The organism is Sphingomonas rhizophila (assembly GCF_014396585.1).
Classification (GTDB): Bacteria; Pseudomonadota; Alphaproteobacteria; order Sphingomonadales; family Sphingomonadaceae; genus Sphingomicrobium; species Sphingomicrobium rhizophilum.
On the sequence record NZ_CP060717.1, the window covers coordinates 1,190,827 to 1,206,389 of the forward strand.

The following is a 15,563-nucleotide window of genomic DNA, read 5'->3' on the forward strand; positions in this document are numbered from 1 at the left end:
ACGGGCCAAGCCCGCCGAAACAGGTGCGGCCCTAGCGGTTGGCGGACCTTCCGGCAAGCAGCGGATAAGGATTGATGGGGGTCCCCTGCCACCAGCGCTCGCCTGGCGCCATGCGGTTGATAGCGAAATGGAGGTGCGGCGCGTCGGGTGAGGCATCGCCGGTATATCCGACATAACCGACCGCATCACCCCGCCGCATCCGCTGGCCCTCGTGAAGGCCCGGCGCATAGGCGCTGAGGTGCGCGTAGTAATAGGTCCACAACTGGTCGTCGGAGCGGATGTAGGCGGTGATCCCGCCCTTCCCGACCGAATTGTAGAGCTTCTCGACCGTTCCTGGCGCGGCGGCGATGACCACTCGGCCTTGCGCGGCCATGATATCGATGGCGTCATGACGCCGCGCCCCACCTGCGCGCGCGGCGGTAAAGGTGTCGGTGAGTTCCGAGGGCTTCACGCCCGCAACGGGAATCGCCAATCCTGCGGGCCCGACGGTGACGCTTTCCGCAAGGACCATCGGCGCTTCGCCAGCCGGTCTGACGACCGCCTTGTCACCGGCTGGCGCGACCTTGCCATCGCTGGTCGCGGGCGAGCGGGTGATGTTGCCATAAAAAATCCAGACGGCGCTGACGAGGATCGCCGTCACCACGACGGTCATCAAATGCCGCATTGCGCCTCCTTGTGAGAACTATGCCCGGAAAACGGCCTTGAATCCCGGCTTGAGCATTCGCGAAAGCCGCAGAACGTCCCAGTTCGTCATCCGGATGCATCCGTGGCTTTCGGCGCGGCCAATGGTCGATGGCTCCGGCGTGCCATGGATGCCGTAATGCTCTTTGGTGAGGTCCAGCCATGCCACTCCGACCGGACCGTTGGGCCCGGGCTTCAGTTTCTGCTCGTCCTTCGAATCGTCGACGTCCCAGAACAGGTCCGGCTGATAATGGAAAGGCGGCATATAGGCGTAGGTCGTGACCTTCCAGGTACCGAGCGGCAGTGGGTCCTTGGTCGATCCCATCGTCACCGGGAACTGTGCGACCAGCCTGCCGTCGCCGTCGACGACCTTCAGCACGCCTTCCGACTTGTCGACGATGATCGATTTGCCGGTGTTAGCGGAACCGTCGACGTTCAGTTGGCTCATCACCGCCGCATATTCGGGCTTCACCCCTCATAATCGCGATTGGCGGCAAGCACGTTGGGCAGGCGAAGGGTTTGGCCCGGCCCGATCAGCGCCTTCGGCCCGTTCAACGCGACGATCGTCTCGGGCGTCGTGTGAAAACTCTCGGCAACCTTCTCCAGCATGTTGCGATAGCTGAGCGCCGGCAACTTGGCCTGGTCCTCCGGTTTCTTCGGGAAAGGATAGACGAACGGGCCCGCGACCTGGTCGGGGGTCAGGCGCACCATGACCGTCGAAGCGCGGTTCTGCGACAGCAGCGCCTGCCGGGTCGCGACGTCCAGCTTGCCGGTCTTGTCGAGTCCGCGGGCTTCCTGAAAGCCCTCGATCGCTTTGCGCAGCGACATTCCCGGCTTGCCATCGATCACCCCGGCGGGAAAGCCGGCGGCATCGAGGAGGACTTGGGCGTGAAAGACCGTACCGTCGATCGGCGATCCGTTAGTGCCGGGCGAAACCCAGGCTGAGCGCGGACTGGGGCTTTGGGCCACCGACGCGGCGGCCAGCGACAAACCGGCGGCGGCGATGGCGATACGCGAACGCAACACGAGCAACTCCTTCATTATTCGGGAGGCAAACGCCGGTCGGCGGAGCTTGGTTTCCTTTGCTGGTTGCGTTGCTGGTCTCGCCAAACCCAAGTAGCAGGATGGAAATGACCGCCGTCCGTCCCTCGATATAGAGAACGCGCTGGCGGTTGGGGTCGACGCGGGCGCCATCGCTCGTTTCGTCGCGGCCCTCGATCTCGACCGTCTCGAACCGGTCCGTCCAAGCTGGAATAGCGACCTCGAATGGCTGTCGACCGCGAACCGGAAGCAGTTTCGCGCCTTCGAGCACTTGTTCGAGACGCTGGACGTTGCTGCGCCCGTCTTGCCGATACTCGACCTGATTCGGGCGCCGCGTCTCTATTCGGGTTTCATTCTCCGCCGTCAGACCTGCGAGGCTCCCGACTTCCACACCGATTGGACGGGCTGTGACCGGCAGGCGTGGACGTTCATCGCCCCGATCTCCGACATTTCACCCGATTTCGGCCTTATTCTGCGGCAGCCGGGCGGGGCGAGGTTCCCTATGCCTATTGCCACGGCGAAGGCATCCTGTTCGGCGACGAAGTCCTCCACTCGACGCGACCAGGACGAAGCGAGCATCCGGTGATGCTGCTCTGCTTCGAATTCGGTACGGACCGGATGGAATATTGGCCGGCCATTCACGACTGCATCTCGACCCAGAGCGTGATGACCCAGCGCCCCGACGGACGGTTCGTCGTGTCCCGCTCGCGATTCCGGCGATGGCTGTCGCGCTGTCGGAAGGCCCTGACGATCACCCTTTGAGGACGGTTTCAAAGGCGGCCACCGCCGCTGAAACGTCCTCCGCGCCCCATACCGCCTGGCAGACGGCGATGAAGTCGGCGCCGGCGGCGACCAGCGGCGCGGCGCTGGCCGGCGTAATGCCGCCAATTGCCACGCACGGCAGTTCGAACAGGCCGGACCACCAGCTGAGGATCCCCGGCTCCGGCCGATGCTCGCTGGGCTTGGTCGTGGTCGGATAGAAGGCGCCGAACGCAACATAGTCGGCGCCTTCCTCGCCCGCCTCCATGGCGAGGTGCCGGCTGGCGTGGCAGGTCCGGCCGATCTGGACGCCGGGGCCCAGGACGGCGCGGGCCTCGCGGATGTCCCCGTCGCCCTGCCCAGGTGGACGCCATCGGCGGCAAGCCGCTTAGCCAGGCTGACGCTGTCGTTGACGATGAACGCGACGTCATGGTCCGCGCAGATACGCTGCAGCGGCTCGGCGAGCCGCGCCAGTTCGTGATTGTCGACGCCCTTCACCCGCAGCTGGAAGGCGGCCACGGGCCCGCCGTCGAGCGCCGCGCGCAAGCGGTCGGGGAATGCACCGCCCGCATCCTGCGGACTGATCAGGTAAAGGCCCGCAGGCTCGGTACGGGGCGGCGGAGGAAAGACAGTGTAGTCGAAGTCGTCATCGTTCATTTGCCGCTCATTAGCGCTGACGTTACGTTCGTCCAATGAAACACGCGATCCTTGCCGCCGCCGCGCTATCGCTCAGCGCTTGCCTGTCCACCCGATCGCCGAGGCACCCGTTCGCCCGGACGGCTTCGCCCGGCTCGGCGAGGCGACGCGTGTCGGAAGGCTGGTCGCGACCCCGATCCGTGTCGTCGAGGACAGCCGCTGCCCGATGAACGCGCGCTGCGTCTGGGCCGGTCGGGCGGTGGTTGCGACGCGCATCGACGGCGGCGGCTGGCGCGAGACCATCAATCTGGAATTGGGCAAGCCACTGGCGACCCACGGTACGACAATTGCGCTGACCTCTGTCCAACCCGAAAAAATGGCCGGGACGGCACCGCCGCCCCAGCCCTATCTGTTCGGTTTCGACGGCGGCCGCTAACCGGCAACCGAGGCGGCGTGGATCTCGTCGATCGCGCCGCCCAGCGAGCGATCGAATTCCTCGTCGCTCATCCCGTGGCGGAGGTCGGACAACAGCGCCCGGCTGAAGCTGGCGATCATGCCGCGATTCTTGGCCAGTTCGGCGCAGGCGTCGGCTCGACTGAAACCGCCCGACAAAGCGACGACCTTCAGCACCTTAGGATGGTCGACTAGCGAGTCGAACAACCCCGCCTCTGACGGAATCGACAACTTCAGCATGACCTTCTGGCCGTCCGGAAGGCGGTCGAGTTCCTCAAGCAGGGCGTCGCGCAACAGGACATCGGCCTCGGCGCGCTCCGGGCTCTTGATGTTCACTTCCGGCTCGATGATCGGCACCATGTCGTGCGCCAGCACCTGGCGAGCGACGTCAAACTGCTGGGCGACGACCTGACGGATCCCGCGTTCGTTGGCGAGGTTGATGACCGAGCGCTCCTTGGTGCCGAAGACGCCCATTTTCCGGGCGCGGGCAAGCAGCGCGTCGAGGTCCGGCATTGGCCGCATCAGCTGCACGCCGTTCTCCTCGTCCTCCAGCCCCTTGTCGACCTTGATGAACGGCACGATGCCGCGTTCGATCAGTGCTTTGGGCGTTGGCAAGCCATCGACGGTGCCGTCCATCGTCCGCTCGAACAGGATGGCGCCGATGACTTTCTGGTTGCTGAAGCAGGGAGAGGTGATGATCCGCGATCGCATCGCGTGGATCATCCGGAACATCTCGTCGTCATTCTTCCAGCTGTCCGCCTCGACTCCATAGCCGGTCAGCGCCTTGGGCGTGGACCCGCCCGACTGGTCGAGCGCGGCGATAAAGCCGTTCCCTTCGGCGATCTTCGCGGCCATTTCCGAGTGGTTCATCGTCCCATTCCCCTTTTACGCGGCTGTCGAAGGCGGCGCCGACGGCGGCCCCTTCAGCTCGATATTATTCCCTTCCGGGTCGGTTAGGTAGATGGAAGGTCCGTCACCTTCCGCGCCGTATCGCGACACGATTTCGCCCTCGATCCCGTGGCCCGCCAGATGTGACAAGATGTCCTCGTCCTTCCACGGCAGCACGCGGAAGCAGACATGGTCGACGTTGCGGCCGTCCTTGCCCGGCGCCGCGCCGCCCAGGGCGCCCAGCTTGCCGGAAACCGGGACGAGGTCGATCAAGGCGTTGCCGACACGAAGCTGGTAAAGCCCGATTGCTTCTTGCTTCCTTTCCCAGCGCGCGCCGAGAACGTCGCGATAGAAATCGGCCATCCTGTCCAGGTCGACGACCCGGAACACCACATGGTCGATGGCCTGGATATTGATCATCGCGACAGCGCGGCGACCCCCGGCAACACCCGGCCTTCCATCCATTCCAGGAAGGCGCCCCCTGCGGTCGACACGAAGGAGAAGTCGCTGGCGACGCCGGCGTGATTGAGCGCCGCGACGGTATCGCCGCCTCCGGCGACCGACACCAATGTTCCGCCCTGGGTCAGCGCCGCGGCCGTCTTCGCCAGCGCCACCGTAGCTTCGTCGAACGGCGGCGTTTCGAACGCGCCCAACGGCCCGTTCCACACCAGTGTCCGGCAATTCTTGATGGCGTCGCCAAGCGCCTCGACCGCGGCCGGCCCCACGTCCAGAATCATTTCGTCCGCGGCGACTTCGTGCACGTTGCAGGTGCGGACGCTCGGTGGATTGGGCGCGAATTCCTTGGCGACGACGACGTCGTAGGGAAGATGAATGGTGCAGTTCGCGGCTTCGGCGCGCTGAAAGATCGAGTCGGCCTTCCCGGTCAGATCGTGCTCGCACAGGGACTTGCCGACGTCGATCCCGCGCGCGGCCAGGAAGGTGTTGGCCATGCCGCCGCCGATGATCAGATGATCGACCTTGTCGACGAGGTGGCCGAGCACGGCGAGCTTCGACGACACCTTGGCGCCGCCGACAACCGCCGCGACCGGGCGCTCGGGGTCGCCCAGCGCCCGCTCCAGCGCCTTGAGCTCTGCCTCCATCGCCCGTCCGGCGTAGGCTGGCAGCAGATGCGCCAGTCCTTCGGTCGAGGAGTGAGCGCGGTGGGCGGCGGAGAAAGCATCGTTGACGTAGAGGTCGCCGAGTTCGGCCATCGCCCGCGTCAGCGCCGGATCATTCTTTTCCTCACCGGCGTGGAATCGGGTGTTTTCCATGATGCCGATATTGCCCGGCAGCATCGTCGTGATCGCCCGCGCCGCCTCCGGCCCCTGGCAATCCTCGATGAAGCGGACCGACCGACCGGTGAGCTCGGCAAGCGGCCGCACTAGCTGCGCAGTCGACATGTCGGGACGCACCTCGCCCTTCGGACGTCCGAAGTGTGACAGGAGCAGGACGAGCGCGCCCTTGTCGCTCAATTCCAGCACGGTCGGCAGCAACGCCCTGAGGCGCGTGTCATCGGCCACCGACGCCCCGTTCATCGGCACGTTGAGGTCGACCCGGACAAGCACGCGCTTGCCCGTCAGGTCGTCGGGCAGGTCGTCGAGTGTCCGGAAAGAGGCCATTGGCTTAGATCAGCCTGGCGATGGCGCCGGCGGTGTCGACCATGCGGTTCGAGAAGCCCCACTCATTGTCGTACCAGCTGACGACCCGGACAAGATTGCCTTCCAGTACCGCCGTTTCCAGGCTGTCGACGGTCGAGCTGGCGCGGTTGTGGTTGAAGTCGATCGACACCAGAGGTTCATCGGTGAAGTCAAGAACATCAGCCAAGGGCCCGGATTCGCTGGCTTTCTTGAGGATGCCGTTGATTTCCTCGACACTCGTCTCGCGACCTGGCGTGAAAGTCAGGTCGACCAGGCTGACGTTCGGGGTCGGTACGCGCACAGCCGACCCGTCGAGCTTGCCCTTCAGTTCCGGCAAAACCTCTCCGACCGCGCGGGCGGCGCCGGTGGTCGTCGGGATGATCGACATGCCGGCGGCACGGGCGCGGCGCGGATCGCTGTGGATTTGGTCCAGGATCTTCTGGTCGTTGGTGTAGGCATGGATGGTGGTCATCAGCCCGCGGACAATGCCGACCGTGTCGTTGAGCGCCTTGGCGACCGGCGCCAGGCAGTTGGTGGTGCACGACGCGTTCGACACGATCTTGTGATCAGCGGTGAGCTTGTCGTCGTTGACGCCATAGACGACGGTCAGGTCCGCGCCCTTGGCGGGGCCGAGATCAGGACGCGCTTGGCGCCGGCGTCTAGGTGCTTCTGCCCGCCTTCCTTGTCGGTGAAGAAACCGGTGCACTCCAGCGCTATGTCGATGCCGAGTTCGCCGTGGGGAAGCTTGGCCGGGTCGCGCTCGGCGGTGACCTTGATGCGCTTGCCGTTGACGATCATGGCGTCGCCTTCGGCCTTCACCTCGCCCGGGAAAACGCCGTGGACGCTGTCATGCTTGAACAGGCGGGCGTTGGCGCTGGCGTCGGCGAGGTCGTTGATCGCGACGAGCTCAAGATCATGGTCGTCGCGCTCGAGAATGGCGCGGGCGACGAGGCGGCCAATACGTCCGAAACCATTGATGGCGACTTTGGTCATTGGATTCCTCTCTGCTTCATGTGGTCGAGCACCCGCTCGGTCACCTTGGGCACGGTCAGCCCGAAATGGTCGTACAGGTCCGGCGCCGGCGCCGACGCGCCAAAGCGATCGATGCCGCACCGCAGGCCGTGAAGGCCGGTGTAGCGCTCCCACCCGGTCGTCGTCCCGGCCTCGATCGACACGCGCAGGATCTCGCGGTTCGACACGTCGGGCAGGATGTCCTCGCGATAGGCCGCTTCCTGCGCATCGAACGCCTCGGTGCACGGCATCGACACGACGTCGGCGCCGATCCCCTTCCCTTCGAGCTCCTTGGCGACGCCGAGCGCGATCTCGACTTCGCTGCCGGTAGCGATCAGGATGACCTTGCGCGGGCCTTCGGTTTCCTTGAGGCGGTAGGCGCCCTTGGCGGACAGATTTTCGCCCTCTGCCTTGGTCCGCACCTGCGGCAGGTTCTGGCGCGACAGAGCCAGCAACGACGGCCCGTCATTGGCAAGCGCCGCTGCCCAACACTCCGCAGTCTCAACCGTGTCGGCCGGGCGATAGACGTGGAGGCCGGGGATGACCCGCAGGCTCTGCAGATGCTCGATCGGCTGGTGCGTGGGTCCGTCCTCGCCGAGCCCGATCGAATCGTGCGTCATGACATGGACAACCTTGGCGGTCTGCAGCGCGCCCAGCCGGATCGCCGCGCGGCTATAGTCGCTGAAGACCAGGAAGGTGCCGCCGTAGGGCAGCACGCCGCCGTGCAGCGCCATGCCGTTCATCGCCGCAGCCATGCCGAATTCGCGGATGCCGTAGTAGATGTAGCGACCGGCGTAGTTCCCGGCGTCAAGCGGCTGCATCGCCTTGGTCTTGGTGTTGTTCGATCCCGTCAGGTCCGCCGACCCGCCGATGGTGCTCGGCAGCGCGGCGTTGATCGCCTCCAGCGCCATCTCGCTCGCCTTGCGCGTCGCGACCTTGGCCGGTTCGGCGATCAACTTGTCGAGATAGGGCTTCAGCCAGCCATCATCACAAACGCCAGCCTGGCGGGCAGTGAATTCCTTGCCCTTTTCGTGGCTTGCGAGCCGCTTTTCCCAGTCGGCTCGAACGCTTGAGCCGCGCGATCCGGCCTCTTTCCAGGCCTTGGCGACATCGTCGGGAATTTCGAACGGCGCGAGGTTCCAGCCGAGTTCCTTGCGCGCTGCCGCCACTTCGTCGGCGCCCAGTGGCGACCCATGGGTCGCGGCGGTGCCCTGCTTGTTGGGAGCGCCATAGCCGATGATGGTGCGGCAGCGGATCAGGCTCGGCCGCTCGTCGGCAATCGCCTCTTCGATCGCCTTCGATACCTTGGCGCTGTCCATGCCGTCGCATTCGACGGTATGCCAGCCCATCGCCTCGTGCCGGGCGCAGACGTCTTCCTTGCGGCTGAGATCGGTCGAGCCGTCGATGGTGATGCGATTGTCGTCCCACAGCACGATCAGGCGCCCGAGCTTCAGATGCCCGGCAAGGCCCATCGCCTCGTGGTTGATGCCTTCCATCAGGCAACCGTCGCCGGCGATGACCCACGTGCGGTGGTCGACGAGGTCGTCGCCATAGACCGCATTAAGGTGACGCTCGGCGATCGCCATGCCGACCGCCATCGCCAGGCCCTGCCCCAGCGGGCCGGTGGTGCACTCGATGCCGGGAAGTTCGAAATTCTCCGGGTGGCCGGCGCAGGGGCTGCCGAGCTGGCGGAAGTTGCGGATGTCCTCGATCGTCGGGCGCGCATAGCCGGTCAGATGCAGCAGCGCGTAGATCAGCATCGACCCGTGGCCGGCCGACAGGACAAAACGATCGCGATCCGGCCACTTCGGATCGGCCGGGTCGTACTTCAGATGACGTGTGAACAGCGCGGTAGCGGCGTCCGCCATCCCCATCGGCATGCCCGGGTGGCCGCTATTGGCCGCCTCGACCGCGTCCATCGCCAAGGCACGGATGGCGTTCGCGAGTCGGCGTTGCGTCGGCATGGATTCTCCCCAAGGGTCGGCCGGATGAAGAAACTTCGGCTGGCCGATGGTTTGGTGCCTATTGTCGAGGGCGCGCGGGGCGTCAACCTCGCACACTGCTTGCCCCGCGCTTTCACTTTGCCTACGCCTTGACACGATGAGCACCTCGTCCCTCGACGCTGCCCTCGACCGCACGGAGCGAGCCTTGCTTCGCATCGAGCGCTCCCTGTCCGGCCGTCGCGAGGGCAGCGGCCGCGACGAGGTTCTTCGATCGAAGGTTGCCGCCATCGTCGGCGAGCTTGACGACATCATCCGCCAGGCAGGGGTCCACGGCTGATGGCCGAGGTGGAACTGACCATCGCCGGCCGTCCCTATCGCGTCGCCTGCCGCGCGGGTGAGGAAGAAAACCTCCGCGCGGCCGGCGCCCTGGTCGACGCCAAGAGCCGGGAGGCGATCGCCGGCCTGGGAACCCTCAGCGAATCGCGGCAACTGCTGTTCGCGTCGCTGTTGCTGGCCGACCAGATCGTCGACGGACGGCAGGAACTGGTCGACACCGGGCCCGACCCCGCCCTCATCCAGCGCGCCGAACGGATCGCCGAACGGCTCGAATCGTTAGCCGACACCCTTGAGCAGGGCGCGGTGGGCGCCTAGATAGGGTTCGACGGGTACTGCCTCGTACGAGCTACTAACATCCCTGAGGCGATTACTGATCCTAGGGGGCTGACCCTGTCCGGGCCCTGGCCCGGGTTATTTGGTCCCCACCTGACGTTTGTGGCGTCAGAGGATATTAAGGCAAACGGCCATGGTGGTCCCGTCACCCTCCCTGAGCGAGAAGCAGTTGCGCCGTGCGGCGCTCCGCCAAGCCCGGCGTGAGTTTGTCGCGACGCTTTCGCCTGGGATGCGGCTACAGGCCTCTGCCGACTTGTCGCAGGTACTCCGCCCCCTGCTCGAAAAGGCAACGGTCGTCGGCGGCTATCACACGGTTGGCAGCGAAATCGACCCAGCGCCAGCGCTTCACCTTGCCGAACAGCTCGGTGCGACGATCGCACTGCCCGCCTTCGCAGGCCACGGCGAACCGATGCTGTTCCGCACTGGCCCTGCCGACGGGATCGGCCCCTATGCCATCGCTCAGTCGTCCGGGACGAGGTCAGGCCTGACCTGCTGCTTATCCCCCTCCTCGCCATCGACCGAGTCGGCCATCGCATGGGCCAGGGAGGCGGCCACTATGACCGCGCGCTGCCGGCGCTTCGGACGGCGGGTGCAAGACTGATCGGGATCGGCTGGCAAATGCAGCGCGTGATGGAGACTCTGCCCCATGACCCCTGGGACGTGCCGCTGGACGGATTCGCCTCGCCTGACGGCCTGGAGTGGTTTCGATGATCGAACCGAGTTGGCGTAAGACGGCCGGAATTTTCGGGATTCTTGCACTGATCACAATGTGGTCGGTGGCGGTGGCGTCGCTGTCCGGCACCGTCTCGTCATGGCCGGTACTGGCGCAGGCGCTGTTCTACCTCGTCGCGGGAATTGCCTGGGTGTTACCGCTACGTCCGGTGCTTCGATGGATGGAGACCGGGCAATTCCGCCGCTAATCCGGAATAACCGCCCACAACGCACCGTTCGTCGAAGGTTCATTGAACAGGCTGTATTGGCAACCTACATCACCTTCTCCGCATGAACACCGCACTCTCCTTGAAGGCCGTTTGGCCCTGGCAAGACCGTCCGCGCGAAACCGCCGCGGCCGTCTTGCTGTCGGCGATCGCCGTCGCGGCACTGGGCAGCGCCGTCGATGCCATGCCGACGTTGGGCAAGTTCGCGGAGCCCGTCACCGCCGCGCAGCAGGCTTCGCAGCCTGCACCGGCGGCCGCGCCGGCCACTGCGATCCGTGACCTCGACCCCGCCGCGGCGCTGGCGATGAATGCCCGGATACCCGTGTCGCAGGCCGCAGCGGGAGCCGCTGCCCCTTTTTCACTCGGTAACGCGAGCGCTTCGGCGCGCGCTGAGGCACTCGAGTGCCTGACCAGCGCGATCTACTACGAGGCCGGCCAAGAGAGCGACGAAGGCCAGCGTGCCGTGGCTCAGGTCGTTCTCAATCGCGTGCGCCATGCCGCCTTCCCCAGCAGTGTGTGCGGTGTCGTCTACGAAGGATCGACGCGACAGTCGGGCTGCCAGTTCACCTTCACCTGCGACGGATCGCTGAACCGCACGCCCAGGATCGGGGCGTGGGACCGCGCCCGCGCCAACGCCCGCGCCATGCTGGGCGGTGCCGTCTACGCGCCGGTCGGCAATGCCACGCATTATCACGCCAACTACGTCGTCCCCTACTGGGCGAGCAGCCTGGTCAAGACCCAGGTTGTCGGCGCCCACTTGTTCTACCGCTGGTCGGGGAATTGGGGGCAGCCGCAGGCCTTCACGCAGCGTTACAGCGGCCGAGAGGCCAGTGCGCGCGCGCTCCGCGCCGCCGCGCTCGCCGTCCCGCACGTCGTACCCAAGCCGCTGTTAGCGGCTGGCAAGGGTGCCGGGGAGCTCGATAAGCTCGATGGGGTCAAGGTCACCGCGGCGACCGGCGGCCGCGTCAAGGCTCACTTCAGCCCGCAGGCCCGCGAGGCTGTCGAGAAAGTGAAGGTCGTCCCCTATGCCGAGCGCGTCTCAGCATCAGACAACCTTCGCTATGCGCTCGATGGCGCGGGCGAAGCCTCGTCGGAGCCGGCGTTCGGCAAGACTCCGAAAGCGAACGACACGCCCGCTTCGTAAAGCGGGGCGGTCAAGCACCTATTTTCATGATGGAAAATGGCGCGAGTGACGGGGCTCGAACCCGCGACCTCCGGCGTGACAGGCCGGCGCTCTAACCAACTGAGCTACACCCGCGTTCTGGCGGTGGGCGGCCAACTAGGTCAGGCCCCCCAAGCTGTCAACAAGGTCAGGCGTCTTTTTCTTCGTCATCTCCCACATGGGTCAATGTGCCGTCCTCGAACAGGAATCCGGCGATGTCCGGCGTGCCTGCGGCGGCGAAGATCGTCTTGAAGATGATCAGCAGCGGGACCGCCAGCAGCGCCCCGGTTGTCCCCCACACCCACGCCCAAAAGGAGAGCGAGACGAGGATCAGCAGCGGATTGATCTCCAGCCGCTTGCCCACGATCATCGGCGTGATCGCATTGGCCTCGACCATGTGAAACGCGAGGAAGATCGACGGCGGCAGCAGCGCCGCCCAGGGATCGGTGAAGGTCATCAAGCCGCCCAGGCCAAGCAGGATCACCGACGCGATCGGCCCGAGGTAGGGGATGTAGTTCAGGACGGCGACGATGCCGCCCCACATCAGCGGCGAATCCATTCCCAGCCACCACAAGACAAGCGCGGTCAGCGCCCCCAGGGACACGTTGATAAGCGTAATCGTGCCGATGTAGGTCGAGGTGGCGTCGACCACCTGCTGGATGACGCGTGCGGTGGTCAGCGCCCCTTCGAAGCTGCCCCGACTGACGATGGTGCGCTTGCGCATGCCGGTCCAGCCGGCAAGGAAGAAATAGATCACTAGGAGCGCGAAGAAGAGCTGGATCGCCGCGTGCGGCGCGCTGGTCGTGATAAGGTCCAGCATCGAATTGGGCTGTTCCAGGGTCACCGTGCGCGACTTGGGCGTGCTGGTGGCGATCTGCGACACCGTCCGGTCGATGAACTTTTGCAGGCTGGAGTAGAGATCGACAATCGGGCTGAGTGCGTTTTGCACCCGCTCGATGCGCTGTGGGATCAGGGCGACCCAGTCGATCGCCGGCAGGACGATCGACGCGACGGCGAAAAAGGCCACGAGCAGGAAAATAATGACGCACAAAGCGGCCGCCAGCTTGGCCGGCACGCCGCGCCGTTCGAACCATTCCAGCATCGGCACCAGCGCAATGGCGATGACCAGGGCGGCGGTGACCGGCAGGAAGAATTCCGCGCCCGCGCGAAGGGCGAACGGCAATGCGAGCACAAGCCCGACCCCGCCAAGCAGGGTGAGCGAGGCCAGCAGGCGGACGCGCTTGATTTGCAGCGCTTCCTGCTCGTGCGTCAGCACCTGCGAATCATCGTTTCCCCCGGTCACGCGCACCTCCGTGCGTCGACCATACCAGCGCCGGCGACGCTGCAAAGACGGCGAAGATGCAGGATTTTCGGTTGGTACCCCCGGTCCGACTCGAACGGACACGTCTTTCGACACTCGATTTTGAGTCGAGCGCGTCTACCATTCCGCCACGGGGGCACACGGGTACGCCCTTAGCATGACAGGGACGCTGGGCAAGACGGACCATGATGTCTGGCGGTCGATCCCCAAAGAAATGTCATGGCAAGCTCCGCAACGGCTTGTCGCGGTCGAACTGGACGAGGCGAGGATTCGCGAGCGTTATTTCACGCCTTCCGGAACGCCGCCCGCACCCTTAACGCGGCGGTGACGGCGCCAACTGCCAGGAAAATGGAAAGTCTTGGCGCGGGGCTGACGTCCCCTCGCCAGAAGCAGCCGTCAGGCCTTGCCGAAGGTGAAAGCGGTCGGCGCCGCTCCGTACTTGTTCGGAATGTTGCTGCCCTTCTTGATCAGCGACGACAGCAGCCCCGCGAACACCAGCAACAGGATGCCCGAATAGCCGAGGATGATGATCTTGCCGATAATGCCGCTCATCGCTGCGTAGGCGACCAGCGGCATGGCAACCAGCATCACCAGTGGAACGACCAGTTCCTTGCCGCTCTCGTTGACGTCATGCAGACGGCGTACCGTCACGGCAACCTGCGGGATGAACAGCAGCAGGCTGCACAACCCGGACAGGGGTCCCGGCATCATGCCGCTGCGGAAGAACATCGAATCGACCAACCGGATGACGGCGGTGGCGAGGACGACGAAGGCGAAGAAGGTCCAGAATTCCTGGCGCGACGCGCGACCCTTGAAATCGGCGAACTTCTTGAGTGTCGACAGAACTTGTTCGAACATGATGACCCCCTCTTGGACGATACGCCGTCCAGTCGGCGTCGCTCCTAGCAGCGCGTGACTAACAAAGCGTAAGGACGGACCGGCTAGTTTCGCGGTGCCTGCCTGCGATAGCTGAGCGCTTCGGCAACATGGATGCGGCCGACGTCCTGCGCGCCGGCCAGGTCGGCAATCGTCCGGGCGACCCGAAGCACCCGGTGATAGCCACGCGCACTCAATCGCATCGCCGCGGCAGCATCGGCCAGAAGCTTGCGTCCAGATTCATCCGGCGTTGCGACGCGGTCGAGCAGTTCGCCGTCCGCCTCGGCGTTGGTCCGCGCCCCCTCCCCATCGTAGCGCTGGCGCTGGACGTGACGCGCGGCGGCAACCCGGTGCGAAACCTGCTCGCTCCCCTCGGCGGGGGGCGGCAAGGTGAGGTCGGCGGCGCTGACCGCCGCTACTTCGACGTGAAGGTCGATGCGGTCGAGCAGGGGTCCGGAAACCTTCGCCTGGTAATCGGCGGCGCAGCGCGGCGCGCGGGCGCAGGCCAGCGACGGATCGCCAAGGTGACCGCAGCGGCAGGGGTTCATTGCCGCAATCAACTGCACGCGCGCCGGAAAGGTTACGTGCATGTTGGCCCGGGCGACGCTGACGGTTCCCGTTTCGAGCGGTTGGCGAAGCGAATCCAGCACGCCGCGCTGGAATTCGGGAAGTTCGTCGAGGAACAGCACGCCGAGGTGAGCGAGGCTGATCTCGCCTGGGCGGACCTTGAGCCCGCCTCCCACCAGTGCCGGCATCGAGGCGCTGTGATGCGGACTTCGGAAGGGCCGTCGCCGCCGCAGGCGGCCTCCCTCAAGCTCTCCGGCCACGCTGGCGACCATCGACACTTCCAGCGCTTCGGCCGGGTCGAGCGGCGGCAGGATCGAGGGCAGGCACGACGCCAACAATGACTTGCCCGCCCCCGGCGGTCCGGACATCAGCAGATTGTGTCCGCCGGCCGCCGCGATCTCCAGCGCGCGCTTGGCCACTTCCTGACCCTTGATCTGCGCCAGGTCCGGACCGCCGCGACTCGTCTCGGCTTCGCCGGGCTGCGGTGCCGGGAGTGGCTGCGTTCCCTTCAGATGCGCCAGCAACGCGAGAAGGTCCGGCGCGGCGATGAGGTCGAATTTTCCGGCCCACGCCGCTTCCGGTCCCTGCGCGGCGGGGCAGATCAGGCCCATGTCGCGGGTCGATGCGTGGAGCGCCGCCAGAAGTACGCCAGGCGAGGCGGCGATGCGCCCATCCAGACCCAATTCCCCGACCGCCACATAGTGCGACAAAGCCTCGGCATCGGCGGCGCCAATCGCGGCGAGCAGTCCCAGCGCGATCGGAAGGTCGAAATGCGACCCTTCCTTGGGCAAGTCCGCGGGCGACAGGTTGACCGTGATCCGCTTGGGCGGGAGCGCGAGGCCGATGGCGTTCAGCGCGGCGCGGACGCGCTCGCGACTTTCGGCAACCGCCTTGTCCGGAAGTCCGACGATGACCAAAGCAGAGCAGCAGGTCAAAAATTTTCTAAGTGACTGCTATCCTTAGCTTTTCACGGAGATAGCT

The 15,563-nt window shown here is 65.6% G+C and carries 16 protein-coding genes, 2 tRNA genes, 1 other RNA gene and 3 pseudogenes; 8 read left to right on the forward strand and 14 right to left on the reverse strand.

From position 1 onward, the window contains the following. Positions 1 to 31 precede the first annotated feature (31 nt). The 3 genes from H9L12_RS05920 to H9L12_RS14110 are packed head-to-tail and all read right to left on the reverse strand — an operon-like array spanning position 32 to position 1,704. Positions 32 to 664, reverse strand: a complete 633-nt coding sequence (locus tag H9L12_RS05920; protein WP_187543018.1) for a M23 family metallopeptidase — start codon at positions 662 to 664, stop codon at positions 32 to 34. An 18-nt stretch (positions 665 to 682) separates the two neighbouring features. Continuing rightward, positions 683 to 1,129 (reverse strand): L,D-transpeptidase, encoded by a 447-nt coding sequence (locus tag H9L12_RS14105; RefSeq protein ID WP_343060507.1) that lies wholly within the window; start codon positions 1,127 to 1,129, stop codon positions 683 to 685. 20 nt (positions 1,130 to 1,149) lie between these two features. Beyond that, positions 1,150 to 1,704, reverse strand: coding sequence for a peptidoglycan-binding domain-containing protein (locus H9L12_RS14110; RefSeq protein WP_343060508.1), 555 nt, complete (start codon positions 1,702 to 1,704; stop codon positions 1,150 to 1,152). Between the two features lie 438 nt (positions 1,705 to 2,142). On the opposite strand from H9L12_RS14110, the gene H9L12_RS05930 reads away from it, so the two are divergent. Next, on the forward strand, positions 2,143 to 2,484 hold the full coding sequence (locus H9L12_RS05930; RefSeq protein ID WP_187543019.1) for a hypothetical protein: 342 nt from the start codon (positions 2,143 to 2,145) through the stop codon (positions 2,482 to 2,484). On the opposite strand, the pseudogene thiE reads toward H9L12_RS05930, so the two are convergent. Continuing rightward, a pseudogene (thiE, locus tag H9L12_RS05935) lies at positions 2,474 to 3,138 on the reverse strand (thiamine phosphate synthase). The gene H9L12_RS05930 and the pseudogene thiE sit on opposite strands and share 11 nt — an antisense overlap. A gap of 79 nt (positions 3,139 to 3,217) precedes the next feature. On the opposite strand from thiE, the gene H9L12_RS05940 reads away from it, so the two are divergent. Then, complete coding sequence (locus H9L12_RS05940) at positions 3,218 to 3,553, forward strand: hypothetical protein (protein WP_187543020.1); 336 nt, start codon at positions 3,218 to 3,220, stop codon at positions 3,551 to 3,553. Here the strand turns inward: H9L12_RS05940 and H9L12_RS05945 are convergent. The 5 genes and pseudogenes from H9L12_RS05945 to tkt all read right to left on the reverse strand — a co-directional run bounded on the left by H9L12_RS05945 (position 3,550) and on the right by tkt (position 9,070). Continuing rightward, positions 3,550 to 4,440, reverse strand: a complete 891-nt coding sequence (locus H9L12_RS05945; protein ID WP_187543021.1) for a fructose bisphosphate aldolase — start codon at positions 4,438 to 4,440, stop codon at positions 3,550 to 3,552. The two genes, H9L12_RS05940 and H9L12_RS05945, sit on opposite strands and share 4 nt — an antisense overlap. 15 nt (positions 4,441 to 4,455) lie before the next feature. Further along, entirely contained in the window at positions 4,456 to 4,878 is a 423-nt protein-coding gene (locus H9L12_RS05950; RefSeq protein WP_187543022.1) for a VOC family protein, read from the reverse strand. Continuing rightward, positions 4,875 to 6,077, reverse strand: coding sequence for a phosphoglycerate kinase (locus H9L12_RS05955; RefSeq protein ID WP_187543023.1), 1,203 nt, complete (start codon positions 6,075 to 6,077; stop codon positions 4,875 to 4,877). The genes H9L12_RS05950 and H9L12_RS05955 overlap by 4 nt, the downstream gene beginning before the upstream one ends. 4 nt (positions 6,078 to 6,081) lie before the next feature. Continuing rightward, positions 6,082 to 7,088 (reverse strand): annotated as a pseudogene (gene gap, locus H9L12_RS05960) (type I glyceraldehyde-3-phosphate dehydrogenase). Continuing rightward, complete coding sequence (tkt, locus tag H9L12_RS05965; RefSeq protein WP_187543024.1) at positions 7,085 to 9,070, reverse strand: transketolase; 1,986 nt, start codon at positions 9,068 to 9,070, stop codon at positions 7,085 to 7,087. The pseudogene gap and the gene tkt overlap by 4 nt, the downstream one beginning before the upstream one ends. Positions 9,071 to 9,206: 136 nt before the next feature. Between tkt and H9L12_RS05970 the strand changes: the two genes are divergently transcribed. The 6 genes and pseudogenes from H9L12_RS05970 (at position 9,207) to H9L12_RS05995 (ending at position 11,800) form a co-directional block, all read left to right on the forward strand. After that, entirely contained in the window at positions 9,207 to 9,386 is a 180-nt protein-coding gene (locus H9L12_RS05970; RefSeq protein ID WP_187543025.1) for a hypothetical protein, read from the forward strand. Further along, complete coding sequence (locus tag H9L12_RS05975) at positions 9,386 to 9,700, forward strand: cell division protein ZapA (protein ID WP_187543026.1); 315 nt, start codon at positions 9,386 to 9,388, stop codon at positions 9,698 to 9,700. Before H9L12_RS05970 ends, H9L12_RS05975 begins: the two co-directional genes overlap by 1 nt. A gap of 11 nt (positions 9,701 to 9,711) precedes the next feature. Continuing rightward, positions 9,712 to 9,865: non-coding RNA, 6S RNA (ssrS, locus tag H9L12_RS05980), on the forward strand. A 303-nt stretch (positions 9,866 to 10,168) separates the two neighbouring features. Further along, positions 10,169 to 10,429: pseudogene (locus H9L12_RS14405) on the forward strand (5-formyltetrahydrofolate cyclo-ligase); the annotation flags it as partial. Continuing rightward, a complete protein-coding gene (locus H9L12_RS05990) occupies positions 10,426 to 10,638 on the forward strand; it encodes a DUF2842 domain-containing protein (RefSeq protein ID WP_425506808.1) in 213 nt (70 codons plus the stop codon). The pseudogene H9L12_RS14405 and the gene H9L12_RS05990, both read left to right, overlap by 4 nt. Before the next feature lie 82 nt (positions 10,639 to 10,720). Continuing rightward, complete coding sequence (locus H9L12_RS05995) at positions 10,721 to 11,800, forward strand: cell wall hydrolase (protein WP_187543027.1); 1,080 nt, start codon at positions 10,721 to 10,723, stop codon at positions 11,798 to 11,800. Between the two features lie 37 nt (positions 11,801 to 11,837). Here the strand turns inward: H9L12_RS05995 and H9L12_RS06000 are convergent. The 5 genes from H9L12_RS06000 to H9L12_RS06020 form a co-directional block, all read right to left on the reverse strand. Next, a tRNA-Asp gene (locus H9L12_RS06000) sits at positions 11,838 to 11,914 on the reverse strand. A gap of 52 nt (positions 11,915 to 11,966) precedes the next feature. Further along, positions 11,967 to 13,121 (reverse strand): AI-2E family transporter, encoded by a 1,155-nt coding sequence (locus H9L12_RS06005; RefSeq protein WP_246450655.1) that lies wholly within the window; start codon positions 13,119 to 13,121, stop codon positions 11,967 to 11,969. A gap of 72 nt (positions 13,122 to 13,193) precedes the next feature. Further along, positions 13,194 to 13,277, reverse strand: a tRNA-Leu gene (locus tag H9L12_RS06010). A 258-nt stretch (positions 13,278 to 13,535) separates the two neighbouring features. Next, entirely contained in the window at positions 13,536 to 13,997 is a 462-nt protein-coding gene (locus tag H9L12_RS06015) for a DUF805 domain-containing protein (protein ID WP_187543028.1), read from the reverse strand. Between the two features lie 83 nt (positions 13,998 to 14,080). Next, positions 14,081 to 15,499, reverse strand: coding sequence for a YifB family Mg chelatase-like AAA ATPase (locus tag H9L12_RS06020; protein WP_425506809.1), 1,419 nt, complete (start codon positions 15,497 to 15,499; stop codon positions 14,081 to 14,083). Between the last annotated feature and the right edge of the window lie 64 nt (positions 15,500 to 15,563).

Bases quoted from the DNA above. Each gene is read 5' to 3' on its own strand.
- H9L12_RS05920 (WP_187543018.1), bottom strand. From the start codon at position 664: ATGCGGCATTTGATGACCGTCGTGGTGACGGCGATCCTCGTCAGCGCC.
- H9L12_RS14105 (WP_343060507.1), bottom strand. From the start codon at position 1,129: ATGAGCCAACTGAACGTCGACGGTTCCGCTAACACCGGCAAATCGATC.
- tkt (WP_187543024.1), bottom strand. From the start codon at position 9,070: ATGCCGACGCAACGCCGACTCGCGAACGCCATCCGTGCCTTGGCGATG.
- H9L12_RS05990 (WP_425506808.1), top strand. From the start codon at position 10,426: ATGATCGAACCGAGTTGGCGTAAGACGGCCGGAATTTTCGGGATTCTT.
- H9L12_RS05950 (WP_187543022.1), bottom strand. From the start codon at position 4,878: ATGATCAATATCCAGGCCATCGACCATGTGGTGTTCCGGGTCGTCGAC.
- H9L12_RS06015 (WP_187543028.1), bottom strand. From the start codon at position 13,997: ATGTTCGAACAAGTTCTGTCGACACTCAAGAAGTTCGCCGATTTCAAG.
- H9L12_RS05955 (WP_187543023.1), bottom strand. From the start codon at position 6,077: ATGGCCTCTTTCCGGACACTCGACGACCTGCCCGACGACCTGACGGGC.
- H9L12_RS05945 (WP_187543021.1), bottom strand. From the start codon at position 4,440: ATGAACCACTCGGAAATGGCCGCGAAGATCGCCGAAGGGAACGGCTTT.
- H9L12_RS05995 (WP_187543027.1), top strand. From the start codon at position 10,721: ATGAACACCGCACTCTCCTTGAAGGCCGTTTGGCCCTGGCAAGACCGT.
- H9L12_RS05975 (WP_187543026.1), top strand. From the start codon at position 9,386: ATGGCCGAGGTGGAACTGACCATCGCCGGCCGTCCCTATCGCGTCGCC.
- H9L12_RS05970 (WP_187543025.1), top strand. From the start codon at position 9,207: ATGAGCACCTCGTCCCTCGACGCTGCCCTCGACCGCACGGAGCGAGCC.